The sequence below is a fragment of the Mucilaginibacter gilvus genome (assembly GCF_004054195.1).
GTDB classification, from domain to species: Bacteria; Bacteroidota; Bacteroidia; order Sphingobacteriales; family Sphingobacteriaceae; genus Mucilaginibacter; species Mucilaginibacter gilvus.
Window position 1 is genome coordinate 567990 of sequence record NZ_SBIW01000003.1, and the last position, 25805, is coordinate 593794.

The 25805-nt window shown below is 45.8% G+C and carries 16 protein-coding genes; 8 read left to right on the forward strand and 8 right to left on the reverse strand.

Going from position 1 to position 25805, the window contains the following annotated elements; all coding sequences use genetic code 11:
- Nucleotides 1-158: 158 nt before the first annotated feature.
- The 8 genes from EPL05_RS08385 to EPL05_RS08420 form a co-directional block, all read right to left on the reverse strand.
- On the reverse strand, nucleotides 159-2879 hold the full coding sequence (locus EPL05_RS08385; RefSeq protein WP_128533488.1) for a bifunctional YncE family protein/alkaline phosphatase family protein: 2721 nt from the start codon (nucleotides 2877-2879) through the stop codon (nucleotides 159-161).
- A gap of 351 nt (nucleotides 2880-3230) precedes the next feature.
- Nucleotides 3231-4073 (reverse strand): hypothetical protein, encoded by an 843-nt coding sequence (locus EPL05_RS08390; protein ID WP_128533489.1) that lies wholly within the window; start codon nucleotides 4071-4073, stop codon nucleotides 3231-3233.
- Nucleotides 4074-4088: 15 nt separating this feature from the next.
- The gene (locus tag EPL05_RS08395) at nucleotides 4089-5348 is read right to left on the reverse strand and encodes an alkaline phosphatase family protein (protein WP_128533490.1); all 1260 of its coding nucleotides are present in this window, start codon (nucleotides 5346-5348) and stop codon (nucleotides 4089-4091) included.
- A 26-nt stretch (nucleotides 5349-5374) separates the two neighbouring features.
- On the reverse strand, nucleotides 5375-7828 hold the full coding sequence (locus EPL05_RS08400) for a bifunctional YncE family protein/alkaline phosphatase family protein (protein WP_243837251.1): 2454 nt from the start codon (nucleotides 7826-7828) through the stop codon (nucleotides 5375-5377).
- Between the two features lie 11 nt (nucleotides 7829-7839).
- The gene (locus EPL05_RS08405; protein ID WP_128533491.1) at nucleotides 7840-9390 is read right to left on the reverse strand and encodes a RagB/SusD family nutrient uptake outer membrane protein; all 1551 of its coding nucleotides are present in this window, start codon (nucleotides 9388-9390) and stop codon (nucleotides 7840-7842) included.
- A 17-nt stretch (nucleotides 9391-9407) separates the two neighbouring features.
- Nucleotides 9408-12767 carry a SusC/RagA family TonB-linked outer membrane protein gene (locus EPL05_RS08410; protein WP_128533492.1) on the reverse strand — a complete coding sequence of 1120 codons (3360 nt, stop codon included), beginning with the start codon at nucleotides 12765-12767 and terminating at the stop codon, nucleotides 9408-9410.
- 149 nt (nucleotides 12768-12916) lie between these two features.
- Nucleotides 12917-13855, reverse strand: coding sequence for a FecR family protein (locus EPL05_RS08415; RefSeq protein ID WP_128533493.1), 939 nt, complete (start codon nucleotides 13853-13855; stop codon nucleotides 12917-12919).
- Nucleotides 13856-13927: 72 nt separating this feature from the next.
- A complete protein-coding gene (locus EPL05_RS08420) occupies nucleotides 13928-14521 on the reverse strand; it encodes an RNA polymerase sigma factor (protein ID WP_128533494.1) in 594 nt (197 codons plus the stop codon).
- A gap of 1111 nt (nucleotides 14522-15632) precedes the next feature.
- Between EPL05_RS08420 and EPL05_RS08425 the strand changes: the two genes are divergently transcribed.
- The 8 genes from EPL05_RS08425 to EPL05_RS08460 all read left to right on the forward strand — a co-directional run bounded on the left by EPL05_RS08425 (nucleotide 15633) and on the right by EPL05_RS08460 (nucleotide 25784).
- On the forward strand, nucleotides 15633-18647 hold the full coding sequence (locus EPL05_RS08425; RefSeq protein WP_128533495.1) for a sensor histidine kinase: 3015 nt from the start codon (nucleotides 15633-15635) through the stop codon (nucleotides 18645-18647).
- Nucleotides 18647-19387 carry a LytR/AlgR family response regulator transcription factor gene (locus EPL05_RS08430; RefSeq protein WP_128533496.1) on the forward strand — a complete coding sequence of 247 codons (741 nt, stop codon included), beginning with the start codon at nucleotides 18647-18649 and terminating at the stop codon, nucleotides 19385-19387. Before EPL05_RS08425 ends, EPL05_RS08430 begins: the two co-directional genes overlap by 1 nt.
- A gap of 212 nt (nucleotides 19388-19599) precedes the next feature.
- Entirely contained in the window at nucleotides 19600-20853 is a 1254-nt protein-coding gene (locus EPL05_RS08435) for an OmpA family protein (protein ID WP_128533497.1), read from the forward strand.
- Nucleotides 20854-20983: 130 nt separating this feature from the next.
- Nucleotides 20984-21979, forward strand: a complete 996-nt coding sequence (locus EPL05_RS08440; protein WP_128533498.1) for an RICIN domain-containing protein — start codon at nucleotides 20984-20986, stop codon at nucleotides 21977-21979.
- A 75-nt stretch (nucleotides 21980-22054) separates the two neighbouring features.
- Nucleotides 22055-23170: a hypothetical protein gene (locus EPL05_RS08445; protein ID WP_128533499.1), complete on the forward strand. Its 1116-nt coding sequence runs from the start codon at nucleotides 22055-22057 to the stop codon at nucleotides 23168-23170.
- A 19-nt stretch (nucleotides 23171-23189) separates the two neighbouring features.
- Complete coding sequence (locus EPL05_RS08450; protein ID WP_128533500.1) at nucleotides 23190-23774, forward strand: hypothetical protein; 585 nt, start codon at nucleotides 23190-23192, stop codon at nucleotides 23772-23774.
- A 50-nt stretch (nucleotides 23775-23824) separates the two neighbouring features.
- Nucleotides 23825-24940, forward strand: a complete 1116-nt coding sequence (locus tag EPL05_RS08455) for a hypothetical protein (protein ID WP_128533501.1) — start codon at nucleotides 23825-23827, stop codon at nucleotides 24938-24940.
- Nucleotides 24941-24950: 10 nt separating this feature from the next.
- Nucleotides 24951-25784 (forward strand): hypothetical protein, encoded by an 834-nt coding sequence (locus EPL05_RS08460; RefSeq protein ID WP_128533502.1) that lies wholly within the window; start codon nucleotides 24951-24953, stop codon nucleotides 25782-25784.
- Nucleotides 25785-25805: the final 21 nt, after the last annotated feature.

Genomic DNA, 25805 nt, shown 5'->3' on the forward strand with positions numbered 1-25805 from the left:
AACATTTGCAATTAACAAGGGAACTTTTCTCAAACAAGCCTCATTGTATTAACAATATTTTAATACCAACTTAAGATTGCATGCAACCAGGTGATGCAAAAATAAAACAGGCAACCATTTGAATGACCGCCTGTTGAAAAACTTAAGGTTCTTAACGGTTAGTCATCTGCATCCTTCCCTGCTAAATTTGCAGGGTAGGCTTTTTTGCCTTTAGCGGCAAACCAAAGGATGCGGTTCATTACATCGTCGTTCCCGCCGTCTATATGATCGTACTCGGGCCGTAAAGATAGTTTGGCGTAGTGCAGTTCAGCCCCTTTTAATTTGGCAATACCGGGGTTAATCCTGTCTATAGCAACTCTGTTAGCCAGGCTTTGATAAGGTGTTGTATTGTGCCGTTGGTTAAAACAGTTAAACATAGGCAGCGCAGAGGCATCCAGTATGTTCATAGGGGGGATACCCAGTATCTGCTCGATAGAGCGTACCATGCTTACCTGGTTGTAATTGGTGCTTACCTTGTGTTGAAATACGCTGTATGGACTAATTACAAACCCCGTGGTACGGTATGCGGATACATGGTCCCATCCCGCCTGCGAATCATCTTCGGTTATAAAGATCACGGTATTCTTCCAAAAACGGCTTTTGGTAACCGCTTCTACTATGCGGCCTACAGCCAGGTCGTTATCGGCCACCATGGCGTTAGGCGTAGGCAGGCCGGGGCGGGTGCCAACGGTATGGTCTGCAGATAATGCCATAACCATTAGTTGTGGCAAGGCATCGCCGGGTTGCGCCTCATACGCTTTCAGTTCCTTTATAAATGCAGAAGCCCTTACCTGTTCGGTAATGCGGTGCTCGTCAGATCCCGGGAAGTTTTGCGAGAGCATGGGCCTTACGCGGGATATGGTACTGGTGTTAACAAATTTAAGGGGCCTGCCTGCCTGGTAGTCATTAAAGATAGTGGACCAGGTTAGCGCGTTATCCATGCGGGGTTGGCATGCTTCGCCATAAATGCGCACGGTTTTGCCATGGTCGGCAGCGTTATTCCAGATAAAGCCGTTGCTGCCATACACCAGCGCATCTTCCTGAACGTGCGGATAGCTGCGAAACCATGCCCTTACGTTCTTCTCCACATAATCGGTCACCATTGCAGCATCCGTCCATTGGTGCCCCTCTGCAGAACACTTGCCCGATGCATAATAATTATCCAGCAACATGTACTTGCGTGCTAAACTATGCTGGTTGGGCGTAATGCTGTCGCCATAGATGCATAACGATCTGTTACCGTTACCCTCGGGCATATCCCCCAACACCTGATCGTAAGTACGGTTTTCTTTGATGATGTAAAGCACGTGGTTAAATACTGATGGCTCGCCTATCCGCTCGGGCATTGGCTTAGGCGCCACGTTTTTTCGTGGTAGCAACAAGGCCAGTTCTTGCCTAAAGGTAAGATTCAGCTCTTTCACCCTTTTGGTGTAATCTTTTAATGTACTATCGTCCGGGATGCCAATGATAGATAGAGTGGCCTTTTGATGATGTGAGTTAAAGGATTCCACCACATCGTTGCCCGGGCGGTCATCCTGGCTTAATTCCCCACTCCCGACGCGTGCGCCTTCGCCTTCTAAATTGGTGACGAAAAGGTTATTGCCATCTATCGCCAGTCCTCCGGGGTAGGCTTCAGTTGGTATAAAACCTTTAACCTCGCTGGCGCCGGAGCCTTTTAGTGCCGCTTTGTTGCCCAATTTTATAACCGCTACTGCATTGTCCATCCCATTGGCTACATATAACGTAGTACCGGCGGCGTTAATGGCCAGCGCGTTGGGGGTATCGCCTACGAAGCTTTTTTTGCCCGGCATTAGCTTCACAGCTATTGATTGGATATTTTGAAGCGTGCCGGTTGATATTACCGATAACTCATCGCTGTTACCGTTGGCTACATATACAAATTGCCCGTCGGTGCTGGCAATAATAGCGTTTGGGTGCAAACCAACGGGGATCTGTTTTATAGTGGCACCGTTTACCGGGTTGATTACAGACACTGTACCCATTAAAGTAGCGCCTGTTTTTGGGTCGATGTAAGTTTGGCCGAAAGGTACGCCGGCAGTTTCTTTATTAACGGTGTCGGCAGGCACCGGCCCCGCCCAATTAGTAACATAAGCTTTGTCTTTTACAATTACCAAGCCGTAAGGGGCAACGCCGGTAGGCGCAGCGTAAACTGTTTTATTGTTCGTCAGGTCGGTTTTTACCAGTTGATTATTGCCGTTTAATACTACGTACAGATAGTCCTTGCCGTTCTCATTGGTAATGGCTATTTCATTTGGCAGTGCCAGCGGGGCCGGGATTTGCGGAGTAAACTCAATGGAGCTGATGATGCTTAGCTTTTCACCATCCCAACTGGCACGCAAAACAAGCGAACGCGAGTTTTTTCCATTAGCCAAAGCCGCGCTCCAGAAGATATTTATCCGGCCATTTATCCGGGCTACTTTTAAGCCCGAATAAGTGCTCATTAAGCCCCGGTATTTGCTGTTGTTGTTATAGGCCCAGCGGCTGGTGAGTTTTTTTGTGATGGTATCTATAATGGCTATACCATACCTGTCTTCAATCGCCAATAATGTTGTACCCGGTATAAGCTTAACATCCAGGCTGTGATTTTCAAGTTCGGGATCGCCAAAACTTACTACTTTGCCCGCGGAGGCAACCAGCCGGTTATAAGGCATCATTACAGGCAGGAGTTTATTAGTAAGTGTACTATCATCATAAGGGTGATGCATGTTCAGCACATCATTCTCAGCTGTGCTTCTTTTATCAAGGGCAGATTGGCAGCCGGTCAACATGGCACAGATAATAATAAGGGACGATACCGAGAGCGAAGTTTTTAGGCACATACTTTAAAAATACAAATTACCGTAACGAATATGTTTTAAAACACCATAAAGTGTTAATTAATATTTAATTCGTGGGAGTAAGGTGGTTTTCTGTCGGATATTAATTTTACTGTAACTCGAATTATGTGAAATTAGGATACAAATCCTCTAGTCGTTTGAGGCTTTGCTTCTGAGGTTGGACATAATTCGAACCAACTGCGTTTATTTATAGAACATGATTATTCTCTTTTATTCATTCTGCCGATAAAGCATCAAAAAGCCTTAAAATCACAAGGGGAGCCTCTTTTAACCAAAGATTTTGATATGACGTTTTTTACTGTTCTTTGAGTTTCTGCAGATGGTAGCTGTTGATTAGTAGCGCCGCAGGTTGAAAGATACCATAGCTCGAAGCGTGTACCCATTTTGGGCAGCAACGTTGCCAATATCCCTTATAGCGCCGGACAATGCTGCTGTGCTGTGCGTGGCATAAAATACCGGCCCGCCGCTTACCGAAAACGAGAAGCGTGAGTTTTGTGGCGCTACATTAATAGATGGACCAATGAGCAGTTTCGCCCCACCTTCAGCTTCATCGGCTTCCCAAAAGCCTTCCAGGTCTTGCCCCATAATTTCAAAGCCGGCAAATACAGGCCCGGCTAAGCGGTGCTGAAAACCGAAACTGGTAACCAGGTCTATCCCATCGCGATTGCCGGCGAAAGCTTTCTCCAGGCGAAGGTTGCCCCCCATCCGCCACCGTGGCGACTCGAAGGATGCCGTTATCCTGCTGAATAACGCGCCCACGCTTAAAAAGTCGCGGTTAGCACCAAGCCCTACACCAAAACGTAAGCCGTATGCTTGTTTGCCACCTACAAAATCGCGGATAATTTCTGCCTGTTGCGCGCTGGCTACACCACCGTTGTTCGCAAAGCCCAAATCGGCATTGGCATATAGGGTAAAGCGGTTGCCCAGGTAACCTTTAACGGCAATTTGCTGGTCGGCACCGTCGTAACCAAATGCGCCGGCGCTGCGCTGTGCGTAGTTACTGCTGGCATTAACCGCCCAGTAAGCCGAATTGCCCGTAAGCGTATTTACAGAAAAGAGAAAAGGCTGTGCAGGAATATTCCCGCCGGGTAAAGTTGGTTTTAAGCCTGTTACCTGCGCCATTGCTGCTGAAGCGAGAAACGAGCCCGCCAAAAGCGTAAAGAGGATCTTTTTCATGCTGCTGTAATTAAATTAATGTGACTTTAAAATTTCTTTAGCCAGGGTTCCTTTGCCATCGTTAGGCAAGCCTCGTATACCGAGGATCTGTGTCATTACATCATATATCTCCACGTTTTCGAATGGCTTTATCTGCGTGTGCGGCTTAAACGCGGGGCCCCAGGCAAAAAACGTAGCCTGGTTATCCTTTACTTCGTAAGGGCTGAAACCATGTGCGCCCGGGTTAGGCTTTGGCGAAAATATTTGAGGGTAATGCGCCATCAGCAAAATATCGCCAACGCGGTTATACTTATCATCCGCCGGGCCAAAACGGGTATTTAAAGGCACATCTTTTTTAAGTACCACATCGTAACCTTTTACGTTTTCGGATTTTAATTTGTCGTACATCGGCATAATATCTACCGCATTTTTTGCGTGGATGCAAACGTAGTTGCCCTGCGATATCACTACAAATTTAGCCGTATCTATAGATGCCGGGATGGCCAGCGGGTGTTGGCGGTCAACAGGCGTCATGCCGTGGTCTGATACAAATATGAAGTTCACCGGCAGCCCGGTTTCCTGTGCGGCCGCTACCATCTGGGCAACGGCATCATCAACAAATTGTACGGCTTGCTCAACTTCTTTAGAGTCGGGGCCGAACAGGTGCCCTGCATGGTCGGTATTTGGGAAATAGCAAGCCATAAAATGCGGGCGTTTATCCTCGGGCAAGCTCAGCCATTTTTTAATAGCGATAACCCTATCCTTCACAAATATTTCTTTGGCCGGGTTTGGTAAGTATCCGTAGGTAGGTTTAATGCCTTTTATAGCCGCCTGGCTATCTATCCAGTAAAAACTGGCGGTAAGCATTTGTTGCTTTTCGGCCGTTACCCAAATTGGTTCTTCGCCGTAAAAGCTGGCATCGCGCGGCTTGAATTTTTGCTTTTTGGCAGGATCGTAAAAATCATTGCCCACAATGCCCGAGTGCGATGGGTAAAGCCCGCTCACCAAGGTAAAGTGATTAGCATGGGTTGATGCCGGGAAAGATGGCATCATTGCTTCGGCACGGATACCTTCTGCGGAAAATTTAAGCAGGTTTTTGGCCTGGTATTTCTCCGCATAATCCCAACGGAAACCATCGGCAGATATCAGTATCACATATGGCTTTTTCTGTTGCTCGGCGCTGTTTGCGCGGCCGGGTATTACCCGTTGCAGGGTATCCAATTGTGCAAAAGCAACGCCACTAAAGGCCATGCACAACAACAATAGTTTGCAGGCTAAAAGGTGTTTTTTTATCATGGCTGAAAGTGTTTTTTAGCAGTATTTTAATCGTCGTCGTCTTTCTTTTTTTGCTCCAGGATAACAAAGGCGCTACGTTTTGGGGCAGGCATTGTAGCATTTTCGCCTTTAATGTATTTCCATATTACCTCGTTCATGTCGCGGTCGGGCACTTTATCTTCATTGGCCAGGTTGAACGATCCCGACCGTTTGCTGCTTTCGTTAACAGCAACATTGCGGGCATCAATATCCACCTGCGCGCCTATGAGTTTAAATGGCGTATTATCGGACTTGCTGGTAAAGCAATCGAACATCGGTAATGCGGCTGCGTCATACTGACTCATTGGCGGCAGGCCCAATATCAATTCGATAGTGCGCAGCATACCCGACGTAGAATACATGCCGTGAATTACCGCATTTCGTTTTACATACGGGCCAACCACATAGGCTGGTGAGCGGTGTGCGTCAACATGGTCGGGACCGGCCTGCGCATCATCCTCCAGTATAAACACTACCGATTGATTCCAGATAGCGCTTTGCGATAAATGGGCTATAATACGCCCAACAGCAAGGTCGTTATCTGCAACGGCGGCAATTGGCGAATACTCGCCCTTTTTTTGCCCGCTGGTATGGTCGGCAGAGATGCGTAGCGTACTAAATTGAGGCACGGCGTTAGCCCTCATCAACGAATCAAAATCCCGCTCCCAGGCATCGGCGCGTACTTGGTCTTTTATCTTCATATTAAAACCCGGGGAGGCCGGCGACATGTGCCCTTCCAGCGATTTTATCTGCGCTTTGCCGTAGGAACCAAATTCGCCGTAGCTGCGGTAGGTAACGCCCGCGCGTTTGCAATAATCCCATATATAGCCATCTTTTGGGCCCGATGCGAAGCCATTGTATGCCGGGCCGCGGGCGCCGTAATTGGTTGGCCAGGTTTTTTCAATAATGTCGGTAGCGTAAGCTGCCATGCTCCAATTATGCCCATCTGCGCTTACTTCGGCATCAACATAAAAGTTATCCAGCAGTACAAACTGGTCGGCAAGGGCATGTTGGTTTGGTGTTATCTTCCGTCCAAAAATGCAAAGCGAGGTGTCGCCGTTACCGTTTGGCATATCGCCCAATACCTGGTCATAAGTGCGGTTCTCCTTGATGATGTAGAAAACGTATTTAATAGGCGATTTCTCGCCAACCTTGCGGGGAATAGGATTGCCGGCCACACCATCGGCAGTGATGGTACGCTTGCTGTTAAAGGGCGTATTAGCGTATACCTGTTTGGTATAATTCTTTTGCAACTCCGGCGTAGGGCTGTCTATAAATGATAGCGAGCCTTTAAACAAGCCGCCGATATACTGTATCTCACTTTTAGCGGTTTGCCCAACGTGTTCTCCTATATTATTCTCTTTTTCGAATGGTTGAGGACCACGCGGGTTTGCTTTGGAGGTAAGCCCTTTTCCGTTGGCGACTATTATTTTGCTACCGAGGGTTTTGATGTTGGTTGGGTACCAGCCCACCGGTATAAAACCCAGGCTTTGGCTACTGCCGGGTTTGGCCACCTTGAATACCGCGAGGCAGTTGTTATCAGCATTGGCTACGTACAAGGTTTTTTCATCGGCAGATAAGGCTAACCCGTTTGTGGTAGAGCCAGCCAGCTTGGTGGGGTAAAGTACGGTGGATATGGTTTCGATAACCTTGTCCGTTTTTGTATCTATAACCGAAACGGTATTCTCGTTGGCATTGGCCACAAACAGTACGGTACCCTTATGGTTTAGCAGCAATTCGTTGGGGTGATCGCCGGTGTTAATGATGCGTTCTATTTTACCGGTGGCCGTGTTATAAACCGCGACCTGCGCCATATCCCAAATGGAGATATACAGTAGCTTTTCATCGGGCGATAGCAGGCAGCTATAGGCAATACCCGGCAGTTTCAGCTTGCTTACCACGCTATGCGTGGGAGGGTTTATAGTGTACAGGCAGCTATCCTCTTTGGTAACCGCGTACAAACGCTCGTTCTTTTTGGTGACCGCCAAACCCGTTGGGCAAACCTTTCCTTTTGGGAAGGGTACCGCCAGCCTGATGGTATCAGCATCGCCAAGTTTACCGTTTTGCAGCCCAAAATCGAGTATCGAATTATCGTACCCGCCGGATACATACAGGTGCTGCTCGTCGTAGCTGAAGGTTAGGCCATACCACGATCTTTTGAGCACCTTTTCATCCAGCAGTTTTTCGCCTTTAGGGTCGAACAGTTGTACCGATTGGGTGCTTTGCCCATTGTTGGTAACCGCCAGCAACTTGCCGCTTGCGCTCAGCTGGATATTTAGGGGCAAGTCGCCGGTAGGTAATGACCTGCCCGCGGGGCTAAGCTTCCAGCCGTTGGGGAGCAATACTTGCCCGGTTTGTTTTATTTTTCCGGGTACCTGCGCCTGGGCGCATACACCAAACATAAACAAGAGTGCTGTGCCCAGCACCCTTGTTTTAACGAACACATTATCGCCTTTTGCCATTTGTATATTTATTAAAATGAATATCCGGGGTTTTGCTCCATGCCAGGGTTCAGGTTTCTCTCGGGCAATGGTACTGGGAATAAAAACTTGAAAGCCCGTATATTAAAAGCGCTTGGCTCCAGGTTGGTATAGGTGGTTTTAGCTTTATCCGCGTAAGTCTGCATAATGCTTAAACCATTTGGCACACGTTGCAGATCATGAAAACGCTTGTTCTCGAAGGCCAGCTCAACGCGCCTCTCGTGCAAAATAATATCCCTAAGTGCCGATTGACCACTTTCGTTAGTGGCGGGTAAACCTGCCCTGGTACGCACGGCATTAAGCGCTATAAGCGGCGATTTACCTTGCTCGTTCTGCGCCTCGGCCAATAGCAGTAAGGCTTCAGAGTAGCGGTACATAGGCCAGTCGTCGTTTGAGTTTGAGGTGGCCAAATATGGGCCATGAACATACTTTTTGATGAACGGCGTATAAGCCTGGCCGGCTTTGGGTATGTAACCGGCAGCGCTTTTAACGGCTGTGATTTTCATTACAAAGCTGGCGTCATTGGTGCCCTCGGCGATACCTATAGAGGCATCTAAACGCTTATCGTTAGCCTCGTAGGTATTCAGCAGATCGAAGGATGGGATATTCCAGCCTGAGCCCGTGGTGTTGGTTGGGAACGCCGTACCGGTAATAAGTACGGTAGTAGTTGTTTTTGGCAAAAACTGAAAAATAACCGTGTTAGGCTGCGTGCCTACTGCGGTACCTTCTAAATATTGCACCTCGAACAAAGATTCCCTGCCGTTTTTGTTTGCCGGCAAAAAGGCATCAGCATAATTGGCATTAAGCCCATAGCCCATGGCCGGCAGGGTATTTAACAGTTCTTCTGCTTCGGCGTATTTCTTCTGGGTAACATACACATCGGCCAGCAGCATGGTTGCCGAGCCTTTGGTAGCTTCGCCGCTTTGCGGGAACTTTGCAGGTGGCAGCAGCTCTTTTATCGCATCCTTAGCATCGCTGATGATCTGGGCGTAAACTTCATCGGCAGTGGCGCGATTTTTAAATGCCTCCTCGGCCTTGGTTACCTCTGTTAAATACAAAGGCACACCGCCAAATAAACGTACCAGTTTAAAGTAGTTCCAGGCGCGCAGGAATTTGGCTTGGCCATCGGCCCTTGCCTTGCCTGCAACGGTTGCTTTTGCTGCTTGTGGTATGCGGCCTATCACAATATTTGAGCGCGATATACCGGTGTAGCAATGGTAGTAAACAGCGTTTACATAATCGTTATTGGCATCGTTGTTCCAATCAGATACGTTTTCGCGGTAAACGGTAGCGGTACCACGGTTGTTTGGGTTGGGGATGTAATGCGTGTTATCCGACCGCATCTCCGAAGTATGGTAATCGTTTATCAACAGATCGCGCAGGGGTACGTAGGCTGCTGCAACTGCTTGCTCCAACTGATCGTCTGTCTGGAAAAACGTTTCGGGCGAAAGTGAATCCTCGGGCACCAGGTTTATAAAATCTTTTTTACATGATGTTGCTGCCATAAGGCCCAGCACCATCATTACGATATATTTCTTTTTCATGTTGTTTTTAAAAAGGATTATTTAAATGTTGCGTTTAAACCGATGGAAAATGTGCGTGGTACCGGGTAACCGTTCTCATCGACCCCAATACCGTTCAAAGCATCAGAACCAGAAAGGGCTATCTCCGGGTTGGCACCGGTATACCCCGTGATGATAAATGCACGCTGTACTGAACCATACACCCTTAGGTTTTTAAGCAGAAGGGCGTTTTTTAGCTTGAAGGTATAACCTAACGAGATGTTTTTAGCCGTTAGATATGACCCATTCTCCAGCCACTGCGTATTCACAGAGCGGCCAATAGCGGTGGTGCCGGTTTTGGTACGCGGATAAATACCTGAGCCCGGGTTATCGATAGAACGCCAGTGGTCCAACGCGGATACAAGTGGTACGCGTGAACCATCCAGGTTGGTTAAGTACGCCCATTTTGAGGCTGCCAGTATTTTGCCCCCCACCTGGCCAGACATGGAAACGTTAAGGTCGAAGTTTTTGTAGGAAAAGGTGTTGGTTATCCCGAAGGTGAAATCGGGTGTTGGGTCGCCAATAAAAGTACGGTCGTTTACGTCATCAATAATGCCGTCACCGTTTAGATCCTTCATTTTCAGCGTACCGATATCTGATGAGCCGTTATCTGTTAGCCCTGTGCTTTTGTACTTGGCAGAGCTGGCCAAATCGGCAGCATCTTTATATAGGCCAAGATTAACAAAGCCGTAAAACTCGCCTAAATGGTGGCCCACCTGGTTGCGGTAATAATCGGATGTTACGGTGTTGTTTCTGCGCAGGTAGCCGGGGTCTACCAGGTTTTTGATCAGGTTGCGCTCAAAAGCTACATTGAGGTTGGTATTCCATTTAAAGGCGCCGGTGGTGTTTACCGTGTTTAGGGTTATCTCGTGTCCCCAAAACTCCAGCTGGCCAATGTTGTACTGGATGTTTACAAAGCCCGATGCCCTTGGTATGGGGCGGGCCTGTATCAACCCGTCAGACATTTTGTGGTAGTAATCGTAGTTTAACGAGATGCGGTTCTTTAGAATAGAAAGCTCCACGCCAACATCAAACTGTTTGTTTTTTTCCCAGGCAAGTTCCGAGTTGCCCAGCGTGCCAACCGTTTGGCCCTGTATAAGCGCTCCGTTTAGCAGGTAGTTGTATTTTGATACGGTAGGTATGGCGGTAAAGTTGCCAAAGCTGTTGTTACCGGTAATACCGTAGCTGGCGCGTAGTTTCAACAGGTCTATCAGCGGGAAACGTTCCATGAAAGATTCGTCGCTGATGATCCAGCCGGCAGAAACCGATGGAAAGTAACCGTACTTGCGGTCGGCACCAAACCTTGATGAACCATCCTGGCGGATAGCGCCCTGCAATAAGTATTTGCCTTTGTAATTGTAGTTTAAGCGGCCAATGGCAGATAGCAACGAGTATTGTGTGGTGTTGCTGCTCCCTGCGGATATAATAGATGCCGCGCTCAGGTAAGGGATGTCATCGCTTGGGAAACCTGTACCCGTAACCGAATTGCTTTTCGATTCGAAGCGTTGCACCGAGTAACCCGCTAAGGCTTGCAGGTGATGGTCGTTACCAAAATTCTTCTCGTAGTTTAAGTATGATTCTGCTGTGTAGGAAAAATTATCAACGGATGAACTGATCCCCGTAGATGCCGCAGGCGCGCCGGAAGATGTTGATAGAGTGATGGATGGCGAAAATTGGCTACGTGTTTCGGCACCTTTATCAATACCTACATTCGTTTTTAAGCTGATCCCAGGTAAAAATTCGTAGTTGATGTAACCGTTACCCAATATACGGGTGGTGATGTAATCGTCCTGTGTTTCGCTAAGCAAGGCAAGCGGGTTTACATACGCGCTCATGCCTGTAGAGAAGGCACCCACGGTGTAGGTACCATCGGCGTTGTAAGGCTGGGTAAGCGGGCTTGCTTCAAATATACGCTCGTAAAAACCACCAACGCCATCGCTGGTAAGTCGGTTGTTATGGTCCATACGGTAGCTTGGTGCCAGATTAAAACCAACCTTTAGTTGGTTGCGGCTGCCCAGGCTCAAATCGTGGTTAATGCGCAGGGATAATAATTTTGTACCGGAATTGATCAGCACGCCGTCCTGTGCTTCGTATCCAAACAGTACAGCAGAAGATGATTTTTCTCGGGCCGAAAGTATGTTTAAGCTATAGCTTTGAATAGGTGCGGTGCGGGTGGTTAGTTTAAACCAATCTGTACCGGCACCGTACTGCGATGGGTTTTGGTAAATATCCGGCACTACGGCGGTAAAAGGGGATTCGTAAAGTTTGGCATCGGTGAACTTCTCGTTCATAAACTCTGCAAACTGCGTTGCGTTCATCGTTTTAGGCACACTGCTGGCGGGGATCTTCTGCACGCCGTAATTAGCGCTGAACTCTATTTTAGAGTCACCCGGTTTTGCATGCTTAGTAGTGATAAGGATAACGCCGTTTGCCGCACGCGAGCCGTACAAGGCTGTTGCCGATGCATCTTTAAGCACCGTAAACGATTCAATTTCATCGGGGTTGATGTTGTTGATGCTACCGGTTATAGGCATCCCGTCTATTACAAACAATGGCTGATAATCTGTAGCTAAGGAAGCCGAACCACGGATACGGAACGCGATACCACGGCCTGGCTGGCCACTGGATTGGCCAACGCTTACACCGGCAACTTTGCCTGCCAGTTGCTCGCCAAACTGCATTACAGGCATATCTTGCAATGGTGCTGCGTTTAACTGGCTTATAGCGCCGGTTACCTCGCGGTTACGTTGCTTACCGTAACTCACGGTAACTTCGCTAAGGGTGCTGCTGCCTTTAAAAATAATATCCTGGTGGTAAGGCTTATCTGCCGATACCTGGATGTTGGCAAACTCCATCATTTTATAGCCCACAAAAGTGGCTTGTATGATATAAGTTCCTTCCTGTAAACTGAGGGTGTAATTACCGTTTACATCGGCAGTAGTGCCCCGGGTGGTACCGGCAACCCTAATGTTTGCGCCGGGTAGGGTGGCGCCGCTTTCGTCTGTTACCTTACCGTATATTTTACCGGGGGCGGCGCGTTTGGTGAGCACAATGTTGCCTGCCGATTCGCGAAAGATGATATTGGTGCCTGTAAATAAAGCGGTCAATACGTTCTCCACGGTTTCGCCCTCAAAAGATGAGGCTTCCACAGGCTTCTCTTTCAGCCCAAGGTAATCGGTGTCATAAGCAAAGCCAAGGTTGGTTGTTTGCTCTATTTTTTTTAACGCGGTGTAAAGGTTATCATGATTAAACCGAACCTTAACCTTTTGGTTAAGCCCCTGCGCGTTTACGCCCCCGGCGCTAACCGATAACAGGCCGAAGGTTAATAAGATACTAAAGGATAGGATTGTAATTCGCATAAATCGCTTACACAAGTGTGTACAATAATTCATATTTTTGTTTTGCTTACGTGATTTTGAATAAGTTACTGGGCATTGCATAACTGGATTGCCGTCCGTTGTCTGCAAAAAATTAAGAAGCGGTTCTGGGTAACAGGCCGCTTTTTTATTTAATAGAGAATTATATCGTTCCCCTCCTTTCTGAAATGCGTATGGTGGAGCTGGCTTATCAGCCCCAAAACCTGGCTTGCCGGCAGGTTGTGCATTAACCGGAGCGTAAACCGGTAGCCGCCCACTTTTTTATTGCCGGCTTTTATAGACAGCCCATATATGTTTTTTACAATGGTAGATAGCTCGTTAAAGCCCGCCTGGTCTAAATAGGTAAAGCCCTTTTGCCAGCTTTGGGCGTGGTTTAAGTCGACCGTTAATTGCTGAATTGCGCCGTTTATAATGTTGTAGTTAAGCTGCTGGCCCGGCATTAGCATAGCCAGTGTTTTTGATTTACCCGTAACGCCAACTTTGCCCGTTGTAACGGTTACGCTTATGGCATGAAGATTTTTATAGGCGCGGATATTGAACGATGTACCCAGCACCTGCACATTTAAAGGGGAAGTATGTACTATAAAAGGGCGTTCGGGATCTCTTTTGATTTGGAAAAACGCTTCACCTTCTTCTAACACCACTTCGCGAAGCTGCCCGCTAAACACGTTTGGTATTTTTAAACGGCTTGCCGCATTAAGGCGGATTAACGACCCATCCGATAACACCAGTTCTCTTAATCCTTTAGTGCCCGTGGTAACGGTGGTGTAAGTTTGCGTTTTTGATACCGGGCCTTTCCTAAGCCTCCAGCCAAAAAAGCAAATTGTTAAAAATATGGCAAAGCTGGCCGCTACCCTTAAAATGGGCAGTTGAATTACAGAATGTTTTAGGGTGGCGGCTTTCACGCCCCTGCTAATGGCCCGGCGTATTTTTTCGGCATCTTCACGGCCAACAAAGCGTTCTTGCTGTTCGTACGATTTGTACCAGGCTTCCACCAGGGCGCTTTCGGTTTCGTTAGCTTTTCCTTCGCGGTAGCGTTGTAATATCTTTCTTAATTTGTAGATGTCCATTAGCTGTGTTCTCAAGAATAAGTCGTTGAGAAAGCCGTTTGGTACTTTTAATTAATATGATGATTACGTTAATTATTTGTAAAGGATGGCAGCTATCAGCGCCATGTATGTGAGGTGTTTTTCGGGGTGTTTCTCTGCGATAACAATTCGCAGGCGGCGCGATACCTCGGAGATGTAGTTTTTAACCGTTTGGTCTGCCAGCCCCAGTTCGCCGGCAATGGCCTTTACCGAAAGATTTTCGCTACGGAGCTGGTATACACGTTTCAACATTTCGGGCATCAGTTCAACCGTTTGTTGTAACGTTTTTTCCAGCTCCAGGTAATCGGTGATGGAGTCGATAGAATCTTCCAGCATATTAATGCGATCGAGCGCATCTTCCAACTGTACCTCAGTCACCTTTTTTGAACGGAAGTGGCTGATTACGCTTAGCTTCACCGCGCTTTGCAGATAATTTTCCAGCGGGCCCTGTACGTTAAGGTAACTACGGCGCTGCCACAGTTTAATGAATATTTCCTGAACAATATCCTGCGCGGAATCGCTGCCGTTAAGCCTGGCACGGGCACTTTGGTAACACCGCGCCCAGTGCCTGTCAAACAAAACATCAAAGGCCTCGTGGTTATCCCTTCGTATTTGTAGCAGCAACTCTTGTTCAGATAAATTTTTCATCAATGTGATGCAAATGTACCCGTTTAATGTTAAGCTAACTTTAAGTTGTTAAAAACACAGTGCGCGGGTGAAAATCCAATTATGCTTTGATAAGATACAAGTTTGCTATGGAAGTGCTGGGAAATAAAAGGCCAGGAAAGGCACAGCCTGAAGAAAAATTTCCATTACGAGGGATTTTAAAATGCTAATAATCTGAAAAGCTTAACCATCCGGATACTAAGCATCAGGGAGCTATAGGTTCGATGTATCACAAAATCATGTTCAAGGATTTCAACTTCAAATTGATTGGACAAGCCATTGATTTAAGTTTATTTGATTAACAGTAAGATTAATAGTAAAAGAGGGTAAGAGCTGAAAAATCAGCCTCGGCAATTTGTGCAACCCAAATGTGCAGTTATTGAACCATTTTGTGAATGATTTAAGAGAGTTAGCTGCATAAGCAATTGTTTAACAGTTAAGTTAGAGAGGGTTCGAGTCCATTCTTTGAGCTACCAAGGATAGAATCTAATTGCAAGGTAGTGAAGGAAATCGTACTTTTTTTTTCGTTATTTAAAACGCTTCTTTCTTTGCATGGCAATGCCTTTGTTTAGGTGAACGTTCATGACGCTCTCTTTATGTAGGAAAGTGCGTGCAAAATGGCAAAGCGCTGTAACAAACTGATCTTTTTATTCGCTCGGCTAACTGAAAAAAATTACATGCAAACCTCGCGTAGGCCGACAATATATTATGTCGTGGGCCTTACATTCCTAAATTAACTTGCTAACCTCTTTAAATCATCCAAAAAGCGGTTCGATATCTTTCCCCTACGGGCTACTAAAGGGGAAAGGTTATCAAAAGGTAGCTTTTCCCCTTTTTTATGCTTTGTAACTGCTTGTTAATCTGTAATATAAGTTCAAGCGGCTCGCTAAGTCGAGGAGTTCGATGTGCTATCCCGTCAAAACACAGATTTTTAAGGTACATCGAAACTATAAATTTTGCGCTTTTCTATATCGCGCTGGTATCATGCCTTTTAACATTTCCCCAACTCACCAAATAAACTGTATTTTTAAAAAATTTAAATCTTCTTATCCAGTTTATTTTGCGCGTCCTGTATATCATATCGTTTTTTTTAGTGCTGCTAACAGGCGCCCGACTGCAGGCACAGGTTACGCGGGCTAAGGAGCTTTTTTACCACCTGGGTGAGAAGGATGGACTATCAGATAATCTTGTGAATTGCTTTTTTCAGGATAGCCACGGTGTAATGTGGATGGGTACACAAAATGGGCTGAATAGTTTCGATGGCTCCGAGATTCGCAACTGGTATTCGGGTACTGGGGGCAATGGTCATCTTGCGGACAACGTGGTGAATGCCATCGGAGAGGATAACACCCATGCAGTGTGGGTAGCCACCAACAATGGCATCTCGTCACTCGACCCTATTACGCATAAAATACGAACATACCGCACTACGGGCGCTAATTTTATATACAGCCTTGCAGTTGATGGCAATAAGCTATGGCTCGGCTCCGGAGACGGATTGCTTCTATTCGACATTCGTACTAAAACATTTACTCCTTTTATAAACAAGGTGAACAAGGCCAACAGTCTTAGCCGCCTGGACAATTATATCAACTATGTATATTTAGACAGTAAAAAAAGGCTTTGGACAGCCACTATGAATGGGCTGTGGATGTTTAATATCAAAAAGCAAGCGTTCGAACAGTATGATGGTCCAAAAAATGACCCCCGATTCGAAAGTATGTTTACTATGGTTTATGAGGACCATAAAGGCAAAATATGGGCGGGCGGATGGAGCAGAGGCCTTAAACAAATAATACCCGAAACGCACCAGGTTGTGAACTTTAATAGGGTGCCTTCAATGCCATCGCACATTATGAGTATTGTTGAACAGTTAAATAACCAGAAACAATACCGGCTTTGGGTAAACGACTTTTTGACTGAATTGAACGTGGATAAAATGCAGGCCCAGCCGCACGATTTAAAGCCCATAGCAGGGGCCACATCGCTCAATCCACGCTGCCTGTATGTATCGCACGATAATTTGCTATGGATATCTACTGTAAAGGGGGTTTATATTCTTGACCAGTCGCGGCAATTGTTCAAGAATTATTTTGTTTCGCAACGAACAAATATTTCCAACCAAAACCCATCCCTATTTGCCGGGGATGGAAAGCTATGGCTGGGCGGCGATAATGACTTTGTGCTTAAAATGCTTGATTATAATTTTAATGTAATAAAAGATTATACGCCGGTTTTTCACCACTTGAGTAAAGATATTAATAACAGCGGGCTCGCGGTAACGAACATAGTTCCACATACTGACAAGGAGCTCTACCTGGCAACCTCGGGCGGGGTGTTCAGGGTCGATAAAAGGACTAATAAAGTAAGCATACTAAGTAGCAGCGTTGGCGATAGTTCAAGAAAAACATCTTTTATCAATAACATTTATTTTAATCACGATAAAATATGGTGCTTCCCCTGGCGGTATGGTGTTTGGGAGTACGACGCCAAACAGAATAAATTTATATCTCTGGTAAATAAACTGCCGGATGGAAAAGTACTTAAAAACCTGAACCTGGCCAATGGCGTTGAAGACAAGGCGGGTAATATATGGATAGCCGATATGGATTACGGCTTGATAAAATATACCTCGTTAACTAAAAAATTCGCCCGGGTTGTTAACAAATATGTGCCACCCTTTAGCCGTGTACTTAATATAATGGCGCTTAATGGCAAACTGTGGACGGTTGCCAACAACGATGTGGTGGAGATAGACCCGGTAACAAATGATTCGCGTGTTTGGTCGTTACCCGAAGGAATGAACAGGTATACTCATGACTATACCAGCGATAACGACGGCAATATCTGGATGGCTACCCGTACCGGGCTTATCGCTTTTAATACCAACAACTTCGGCTCTAGCCGTTATACGGAAGAGGACGGTTTAATAAACAACGATATGGACGGCACGCTTAAAAAGCTTCCCTCGGGTGAGATGGTCTATGCAGGCGAAAACTATATAACCACTTTTACACCGGCTAACTTGTTGCGTACACCCGCCCGTAAGGAACTGTTGCTAACGGAGGTTAGCACAGGTGACACCGACCAGTTGCTGAGCTACACCTCAAAAGTAGTGGTACCGCCGGGTAAGGAGCGGGTTAAGATAAAATGGGCTTTTGTTAACTACTCTAATCCCATGCAAAACCGGTATTACAGCAAAATAGATAAAATAGATAAAGACTGGAACTATGCCGGCAACAAAGGGATGGTTGAGTATAACGGTTTAAGTCCCGGCGAATACAAATTCAGTTATCGTGCGGTAACATCCGACGGTTTGGCTGATGCAGAACGGACGATCACTATCATCGTGAGTCCAAGGTTTTGGCAAACTTGGTGGTTCCAGGGGATAATGGTATTGTGCTTTATTACGGGAGTCATGGTCGTTATACAATATGTACGGCTTCGCGAACAGCGCAAATCGGCGATCCAATTGCAACTATCGGCTTTGGAGATGAAAGCTTTGCGGGCACAAATGAATCCGCATTTTATTTTTAACGCGCTGAATTCCATACAGGAGTGTATCATCACTAAAAATACCGATACCGCTTATAGTTATTTGTCGAGCTTTTCGAAACTTGTGCGGATGATACTGGAAAATTCTGAAAAGCAATTTATTACGCTTGCCGATGAAGTAGAAACTTTGAAATTGTACCTTGCGATAGAGAAATTGCGCTTCGACGATACTTTTGAGTACCTTATACAAACCGCACCGGAGATCGATATTTCCTTTATCAGGTTACCTGCAATGATCATTCAGCCTTTTGTGGAAAATGCGCTTTGGCACGGCCTTATCCATAAAAAAGGAGATAAAAAACTGGTGATCAGTTTTGCACAGGCGAACAAACATTTGATATGTGTTATAAAAGATAACGGAGTAGGGCGGGGGCTGGCTGGGCAAATGACGTCAGCCAGTACCATAAAAAAGCACTCGATGGGCGTAAAAATAACAGAGGAACGGCTTCAGCTATTGGAAACCGAAGCCAGTATTGTTATTGAGGACCTTACCGATGACGACGGGAACCCGGCCGGAACAAAAGTTACTATAATAATACCTTTAGAATATTAATGATGAAAGCTATAATTATTGACGATGAGCCACGCGGCCGTAATATCCTGCTGCAGCTAATCACACAGAATTTTCCGCACATCAACGTGGTAGCAACAGCTGCAGGAGCTGACGAAGGTATCGCACGCATTGATGCATGGAAACCTGATGTGGTTTTTTTAGACGTTGAAATGCCCGGTAAAAACGCATTCGATATGCTGAAAGAATTGGGGAAAATAGACTTTAAGATCATTTTTGTTTCAGCACATAACCACTATGCCATCAGCGCGATTAAATTATCAGCCCTTGATTTTTTATTAAAGCCAATCGATCTTCATGACCTTACAATGGCCATTCAGCGTTTAACGATACAGCCGGCTAACCAGGTACAACAGGTACCTCATTTATTACAGCAGCTGCAGCAGCCCAAAAGCAATTTTGGTAAGATAGCTATAGCCTCTGTCAATGCCATCGAGTTCATCAACATTAGCGACATATTGTATTGCAAGGCCGATAATGTTTACACTGAAGTGTACCTGCACAACACAACTATTACATCAACCAAAAACCTAAAGGAATTTGATGACCTGCTCTCGGCTCATTTTTTTTTCAGGATACATCATTCGTATCTCATTAATATGAACCACATTAAGAAGTACTTAAAGGGCGAAGGAGGTGCAGTTATCATGAGCAACGATGTCGAAATAGAGGTAAGCCGCCGTCGTAAAAGTGCCTTCCTCGAAATGTTTTCTACCATATAGCTACCACTTGCTTGCAAATAACCGCCACTTACTAAAACGCTAAAAACCTTTATTCAATTGTTGTCACTTTTATGTTACCAAAACATAAGAGCAGGTAAGGCTATGCGCTGATCTTTCTCCATACCTGTGTTTTGGCAATTCGAATTTGTCACCTTAACCAGTGACAAAACAGGAATCAAGTTCAATCAAAACCAATTAAAAAGTATCTACTTATGAAAACACTAAAAATTCTTATCGCAATTTTTGCTTTAAGCGCCATCACAAAAATGGGCCATGGGCAAACGATTGCCGATCCTAAACAGTTGGCTAAAGACAATGCTGCCCGCCGTGTTAACAACAACGAAGGCAGTGCTATTGATAACGGCCTGGGTAAAGCGGAAAGCGCTATTAAAGGCCTCTTCAAAAAGAAAAAGAAAGTCGCCGACACCTCCAAAACGGTAACTGCGGCTCCTGTTGCTGCACCCGCAACTCAACAACAAACAGGTGGTTCTATTACTGCGTACAATAACTATGATTTTGTGCCCGGCGACAAGATCGTTTTTAGTGACGATATGCTTGATGACCAAAACGGTGAATTCGCGGCACACTGGCATTTAGGCGCAGGACAGGCTGTGGTTAATACCATTGCCGGCACCAAAGCCTTACTGTTAACCGATGGCAACTATGCCCACGTTAGTCCTTTAATTAAATCTGCATCTTTTTTAAGCGACCAGTTCACGATAGAATTTGACACCTATTCAAATGGCGGTTATCCACCTAAATTATATTTTTATAATACCAATGCCGAGGCAATCGCTGCTTCTAATGACCTGGCTGGCATTACCATAAACCACACAGATGCGCAGTGGGCCTCTAAGAGCGATGGTGCTGAGCTAACAGGGAACTTCCCACCAGCTATAGCTAGTGATAACTTTCTTAACAAATGGCACCATATCGCAATTGCTTACAAAAAGGGACAATTAAAAGTGTATGTTGATCAGTACCGCGTTTTAGTTGTGCCCAGCTCTGGTATAACCCCACATGCTATAGACATTGAAGGTATTGGTGATGCAAACACGCCGATTGTAATAGCTAATTTCAAGATCGCCAATGGAGGTGGGATGAACATGCTGGGCAAGAAGTTTACCGATGCCAAGATCATCACGCATGGTATCAACTTCGATATAGATAAGGCTACGATAAGACCTGAAAGTATGGGTACCCTGAATATGATAGTTGGGGTGCTGAAAGACAACCCGGATCTGAAATTCGAGGTAGATGGCCATACCGATAATACAGGTTCGCCTGCCCACAACCTTACTCTTTCGCATCAACGCGCCGATGCGGTTAAAAATCAGCTGATAGCGATGGGTATGGATGGTTCGCGCCTTACAACCAAAGGCCTTGGCGATACCAAACCATTGGCCGAAAACCTAACGCCAGAAGGCAAGGCAAATAACCGTAGGGTTGAGTTTGTAAAACAATAAATAACAAATACATCAAAACCACAACCATAAAAGCCAGCGGAATAATCACCCCCGGAGAATATCAACACCAAAACCAAAAAAGGGCGGGGTATAGCATTATATCCACCCTGTTATGTAAACCTCATAAAAAATGAAAAAGCAAGTCGTCATTACTGTTCTGTTTACGCTCTTTATAGGCAGAATATGGGCGCAATCGGCCTACCAGGTAACGGATAGCCAGCCGGTAACCCTAAATGGGTTAACCATGGGCTATAAAATAAAATCGGAAGAGGTAAAGGCAGTAGGAGACAAAGGTGACTTCAGCCGTTTTTCGGTGAGCTTTTATGTAACCAACCCCACATCCGAAGAAAAAATAATATTGTACAAACAAGGCTGGAATGTTCTTAACAACGTTTCAGACCAGCTGGCAAAATTCAATATTATTAATGCTACCGGCGCAAGGCTAACCTCAAAAGAGGCCCTAATAAGTGCTGCTCCATGCAATGTTTTGGCCTATGTTGAAGATAAGGATTGCGCCACCAACAAAATCACTAAAACCAAACGTTTTGTGCAGATAGGTTATTCTATAAAGGCAGGGCAAACTTTTAGTTCCACCGCCATTTTAATAGTACCCCTGAATCAAAAACCCAATGTAGAGGTAACTTCCCTGGCCAATCAATTACAACCAACAGGTTCGGCATCATACCCCGGGCCGCCACCGGGTTACGATCCAAATCAACCGCCGCCAACGGGGCGGGTTAACCCGGATGATTTTATAAAGATAAGGAATGCAGCAACCAATACTTATGTTAATGTTGAAATCGGTGCGCCACGGGCATCGGCCATTGATGCCGGATGGTGGAGCGCACAGTGGAGCTTGATCCGCCTGCCAGGCGCCCGCATCTACGTGATAAAAAGTAGGTGGAAGGATAATCAATATCTATCAACCGATACTGGCAGCCCCGGCACGTTTGTGAATTATGTTTCGGATGGTGCAAGGTGGGTCATCGAACCCGTATTTGGCACCAACACCGTACGGATAAAGAATTTGGGTACCGGGAGTTTTCTCGGCATATCCCAGGATAAATTAAGCATGACCAATAACGCTAACCAGGGTTCGCTGGAGTGGGTGTTTGAAGCTCCCTGAGCAAAACCTGATAGGATGTATCACCATAACCCTGAACAAAACCCTTGATCCTCACGATCAAACCTAAAATATAAAATGAAAAAGATAATTTACACGTTAGTGCTTATTTCGGCAGCCCATGTGGCGGATGCACAAGGCGGCCTGCTTAACAGGTTAAAGAACAAAATAAACAGCGGTGCCAAAACTACAGTATCAAACGACGTTGCAAGCGTGGCTGCACCTACATCGGGTATAAAATATACCGATCCGTCACAATTTGGCAAAGTCATCTATACGTTTTCAAAAGCGGAAATGAATGCTCATGGCGGTTCCGATGGCTACGGTTATAACATGTGGTTCCCAACGATAGCGGTAGTTAACAATCAGTTAAACGCAATTATAGCCGACAATAACGAGACCTCCTGGAGCTACAACAATGGCGGGCTTCAAAAAACGGGAGGGAAACCCAATACCCGGGATCAAAATAAAATAAACAATGGCAGCGAGTTTTACGGATGGAGCGTTGATTTCACCGAACATGATCAAGCCGCTTCGTTACAAAAAAAAGGCCCTCATGTTGCCAGCGGTATGATACCCGGTAAAGCAGAGCAAACTTACACCTTTAACGGTAAAGTGTTTTCCAGTTTTTATATCGGTTCGATCGCTCACAATGCCGACTCGACAGTAGTAGCGGTAGCAGGAGCCTCCCTTACAGGCGGAATGAAATATTTTCTTAGATCTTCAACAGGCCAGTCTGCTTCGTTACCGGCAAAATTTGGCGCAAGGCCTTTATTAAGTCCCAATGGGAAAGTTAGCGCTGCGCTGATGCTAAGCACAAATGGCAACAGTTATGATGTTGTTACAACAATGGGTGCAAATATCTCTATCGGTAATTTTATTAATGGCTTAGGCTGGCTGCGCGACAGCGGCAGCATTTTCAATGTAGAATCTAACGACCCAAAAGCACTTGACAGGAATGGCAAACTTTACAAAACATTTAATGTGGATGTTGATCCTAAAATGCTTTTCATTAGTGCCGACGATAACACCTTGTGCTGGGGAGGTTACCGCGGGTTATACTTTTCGGATGGAACGATCTTCGAGAACGGGCAATCGCCGCGTAAGGTGGTTTTGGATGGCAAGGAAGTCATTATCTTTTTAGATGTAGAATTAGCAAGCGGTAAACTTTACCTGTGCCGCCACGACCTGTAATAAACAAACACTATCTACCATGAAAAATAGTATTTCCCTCATTTTATTTTTATTCGCCACAACGACCATAAATGCGCAAAAAATAGCGTTGCCCCCGTTTTTACGATGGCAAACGAATAACGCGCCGGGTTGCAAAAACGTATTCATCACCAAAGATAGCATGTTGATGGCTGTTAAAAACAAATGTGTGAGCGAAGGCATATTGGCTAACTGGCGACCATCAGTTGGAGTGAACGAGGGCTTAAATTTTTCGGTCCCGTCAAACGGTCGCATACAGCTTACCATAACTTATAAATTTGATCCGGCAGGCGGGGATGTGCTGGCGTTTTATGGTTCCTTCGACCCGGTAAGCGATAACAGCGACATAGCCTTTAGCAGAATGTTCCAGCTGCCTGGCGGCGCTACCAGCCTGCCGGCAGCCGGCGGCTATGCTACGGCGATATTGCAGGTAAACTTTAGCAACGAAAGCGATAAACCAATATGGAATGCCTTAACCGCTTTAAAAGGGACAATGAATTTCCATTTTAACGTTACCGCCAACGGCGGCGAAACACACCATGGTAGTATAGCAGTAATTAAAAGTGTAAAACTGGAAGTGAAATAAATATTGGAATAGGCCAGGTAATTGGCCTTACATATTAATTATTTGATAAGATGAAAAAATATATTTTAATAACCGTGCTTATCTTCCTGTCGGCAAATTTGTTTGCGCAAACCGCTGATGAAGAGGCCCAGGCCCTACGTGGTGGGCGCACATCCCTTAATGTGGAAAAAAGCATACTGTCGGCGGGCGAACAAACCCAGATAAATATCGACGTTTTTATTCCGCCTGATGTAGACTCACACACCGGCGAAGCGAAAGGAGATGGCCATCCAGTGCACATTGGCGATGTTTCCCATACCTTAGCCAGCGCGGGGTTACCTATATCATACCATGCCCATAACTGGAAGGTATTATCGGGCGGTGGCTCATTAGATATTATTGACGAATATACAATACGCTACACAGCACCCGCCCAGGCTCCGCGAGATAATACGATGACAATATCGGTAGAGCTGATACCTACCGGCCACGATCTGCCAAAAGTGGTGTTATTAAAAACCTTGTATTTTGATAGGGGCGAGAATAGTTTTGCTTTTAATGTACCTGGATCGGGCATTAATGATGAAAGGTATTCACAGTCAACAACGGGCGCAAAAGTTTCGGCCACCAACCCGTCCACAGTGATAGCAATTGACCCGGCAATCCTGGCCCGGATACCTGCTGCCGACAGGGCGCGGTTGAAAGCTCAAAAAGAAAAAGTTGATGCGGCGGTATATGCTAGTGGCGTAAATGCTGTAAGCCTTACCAGCAATGCCAATGCTATTTATGATTCACAAAGTAATGTGACCGTTATAAAGTTTTTGAGCCTTGGCCGCAGCACAACGCAGGGCGGCCATACTACCGTAGCAAGGGGATCAAACTTGCTGATGATTACTTACACTGGAGGGCTAACTAAAGGCGAGCACCCTTTTAATGGAAGTTTAAACTCATTTACCTTTAGCCACGGCGGCACACACCCCGATCCAAAAACGTGTGTCTGCTCCATGAAAGGTAATAACAACTTGCAACACCTCCCTTGCAGCGGTACATTAACCATTACCAGCATGGATGGCAATTTCATAAAAGGCACCATTAGCACTACCGTTTGGAACAACAAAACCGGGGTGGATAAAACCTTCAACCGCGGAACGGTTTACGGGGTTTTTACGATCAGAAAGGCTTACTAATTTCAATATTATGAAAAATATTATCTTATTATCTGTCGTGATAATTTGTGCATTTACAGCCAATGCACAGCATAATCCTTCATTTCGCCACCAAACCCCGGCAGAAACTGCTTTTTTGAATAATACGCATGCTGCGCTGTCAGATGCAATACCCCATACCTATAAAGATTGGAAAACATCTCCAGAATCAACGTATGATGCCATACACGGGTGGTGCGACGTAAAGCCCGATTTTGACGACTGCACTGGCTACATTCCCAAAAGTGTAGGCAAGGGCGACCCATATTTTGCGGATGTCGATGTAGAGTTTAAAATGCCCGATGAACAAAGCGCCGGTTACATAACAGCCGTTTATGGCATGATAAAAGACTTTAGCAACGGCCCGCAAGTGGCAACTGCATTAAAAAGCAGTAACAAAACCAAATTGTACATTTTCGTATCTGCCAACCAATCAGTAGGGAATGCTGGAGCCTTTGTATTAAGTTATTGCGCTAAAACCCCGCCCGTAAACCTCACGTTACCGGTGCCTACTACGCTTGCGGTAAAGGGTATCCGCTCGGCGGAGTGTCCTATAATGGACGGCGGGCGTGTTAGCTTATCGGGCAATTATTATGATAACGCGATCGTGTTTTTGGGCAAACCCCTTACCAGCAAAAAAACACGAACAACAGACGACAATCTTACTGATACCCGGTATGACATAGGTTTTGATAAAACAAAGATGGGGAAATTGATAGTACAGAACGTGGTGGTGACCTTTAAAGGCGACTCGGCTGATATAGACGAGGCCATCAAACTGATAGACTGGCAGAAGTTGTACGCTCTTATAGATAAAAATAATTAGTTAGGGACGATGTTGCATACG